General features: G+C 72.8%; 2 protein-coding genes, 1 tRNA gene and 1 other RNA gene. 1 reads left to right on the top strand and 3 read right to left on the bottom strand.

Annotation, left to right across the window (positions count from 1 at the left end):
• On the bottom strand, nucleotides 1–1,323 hold a 1,323-nt coding region (locus A4V12_RS00730), incomplete at its 3' end, for a DNA polymerase III subunit gamma and tau (RefSeq protein WP_159028800.1).
• 58 nt (nucleotides 1,324–1,381) lie between these two features.
• Nucleotides 1,382–1,480, bottom strand: an RNA gene (gene ffs, locus A4V12_RS00725) — signal recognition particle sRNA small type.
• 119 nt (nucleotides 1,481–1,599) lie between these two features.
• Between ffs and A4V12_RS00720 the strand changes: the two genes are divergently transcribed.
• A tRNA-Ser gene (locus A4V12_RS00720) sits at nucleotides 1,600–1,687 on the top strand.
• A gap of 43 nt (nucleotides 1,688–1,730) precedes the next feature.
• On the opposite strand, the gene A4V12_RS00715 is transcribed toward A4V12_RS00720, so the two are convergent.
• The gene (locus A4V12_RS00715; RefSeq protein WP_064067180.1) at nucleotides 1,731–2,207 is read right to left on the bottom strand and encodes a tetratricopeptide repeat protein; all 477 of its coding nucleotides are present in this window, start codon (nucleotides 2,205–2,207) and stop codon (nucleotides 1,731–1,733) included.
• Nucleotides 2,208–2,239: the final 32 nt, after the last annotated feature.

Here is a 2,239-nt window from a genome sequence, read left to right as displayed (position 1 = left end):
GGGGGGGGGGGCGGGGGCGTCGCCCGGGCCCCGGACCGCGGCGCGGGCGGCCGCCGGCCCCGCGCCCGGCGCGCCGGGCGGCACCTGGGCGTGGGCCTCGGGGCCGGGCACGTACCCCATGGCGGGGCCGGGGCCCGTCGCCTGGAAGGCGGCGCCCTGGACGACGGAACCCCGCTCGAGCCGGTCCAGCCGGGCCAGCAGCGACCGCTCGTCGGTGAACGCGGCGGGCAGCAGCACGCGCGCACAGATCAGCTCCAACTGGAGCCGGGGCGAGGTGGCGCCGCGCATCTCGGTCAGCCCGGTGTTCACGATGTCGGCGGCGCGGCTCAGCTCCGCCGCCCCGAGCACCGAGGCCTGGGCCTGCATGCGCTCGACCACGTCGGCGGGGGCGTCGATGAGGCCCTTCTCGGCCGCGTCGGGCACCGCGGCGAGGATCACCAGGTCGCGCAGCCGCTCCAGCAGGTCCGCCACGAACCGCCGGGGGTCGTTGCCGCCCTCGATGACCCGGTCGACCACCTCGAACGCCGCGGCCCCGTCCCCGGCGGCGAAGGCGTCCACCACCGAGTCCAGCAGCGAGCCGTCCGTGTAGCCGAGGAGCGACGTCGCCATGGCGTACGTCACACCGTCCTCGGCGGCGCCGGCGAGCAGCTGGTCCATGACGGACATGGAGTCACGCACCGACCCGGCGCCCGCGCGCACGACGAGCGGCAGCACCCCGTCCTCGACCGGGATCTGCTCCTTGCCGCACACCTCGCCCAGGTACTCCCGGAGGGTGCCGGGCGGAACCAGCCGGAACGGGTAGTGGTGCGTGCGCGACCGGATGGTGCCGATGACCTTCTCGGGCTCGGTCGTCGCGAAGATGAACTTCAGGTGCTCCGGCGGCTCCTCGACCACCTTCAGCAGGGCGTTGAAGCCCGCCGAGGTGACCATGTGCGCCTCGTCGATGATGTAGATCTTGTAGCGGCTGCTCGCCGGCCCGAAGAAGGCCTTCTCCCGCAGGTCACGGGCGTCGTCCACGCCTCCGTGGGAAGCGGCGTCGATCTCGATGACGTCGATCGACCCCGGCCCGTTCCTGGCCAGGTCCCGGCAGGACTGGCAGTCCCCGCAGGGGGTCGGCGTGGGACCTTGCTCACAGTTCAGGCAGCGGGCCAGGATCCTCGCACTGGTCGTCTTGCCGCACCCGCGCGGTCCGCTGAACAGGTACGCGTGATTGACCCGGTTGTTCCGCAGGGCCTGCTGCAGCGGGTCGGTGACATGCTCCTGCCCGATGACCTCGGCGAAGGACTCGGGGCGATAGCGGCGGTACAGCGCAAGGGACGACACCCTTACGACGATATCGGGCCCCACCGACAATCGGCCCTGCCCACCGGACACCCCGGGAAACGCAAGCGCCCCTCACGCACCCGCCAGAGCCGACCTACCCTTGCTGCCTTCCGGCCCTGGGGGAGTTCAGTCAGATAGCGCCACGTGAGGGGCTGCGCCCAGCCTACCCGATGCCCCGGCCCCCCGGTGCACCCCCCGGGGCTCCGGAGACCATCGGCCGGCGACCGGGGGGAACGGGTTCGCGAGCACTCCTCAACGTCTTGTATTGTTTGCGGCGGAGGATTCGCCTAGAGGCCTAGGGCGCACGCTTGGAAAGCGTGTTGGGGGCAACCCCTCACGAGTTCGAATCTCGTATCCTCCGCCAGCTCAGAGGGCCGGACCGCGGAAGCGGTCCGGCCCTCTGGCGTTCATCCGGCGAGCGCCCCGCCCGTGGCGTCGAGGTTTTCGGCGTACAGGGCGATGGCGCGACGGTACTGCTGGACCGAGGGGTCCTGGCTCGTGGTGGCGAGGAGGTCCAGCAGGATGCCCATCGCCTCGCGGTGGTCGCCCGTGTTGTGGAGCGCCATGGCCAGGAAGGTCCGCAGGCCGCCGTCGTCCGGGTACTCGGCCACACCCCGGCGCAGGGTCTCCACGGCGCGGGCGTGCCGGCCGAGGACGCGGTAGGTGCTGCCGAGGCCCAGGAGAGCGCCGCGGCGGTCCTCGTCGGAGAGGCCGGTGCCGGCGAGGCAGCGCTCGTAGAAGGGGACCGCCTCGGCCTCCAGCCCCAGCCGGTCGTGGACGCAGGCCGCGCGGTACTGCACGCGCGCGTCGTCCGGGTCGCGGGCGGCAAGGTCCAGCAGTTCGCGGCGGGTCTCTTCCAGCTTCTCGTCGTCCGTTGCGCTCATCCGCCCATCGTTCCAGCGCCGGCTTCCCGCGG

It is taken from the genome of Streptomyces noursei (genome assembly GCF_001646665.1).
In the GTDB taxonomy this organism is placed as follows: Bacteria; Actinomycetota; Actinomycetes; order Streptomycetales; family Streptomycetaceae; genus Streptomyces; species Streptomyces lavendulocolor.
Note: the sequence above shows the minus strand (reverse complement) of the source record. Positions and strands in the feature narration are given on the sequence as shown.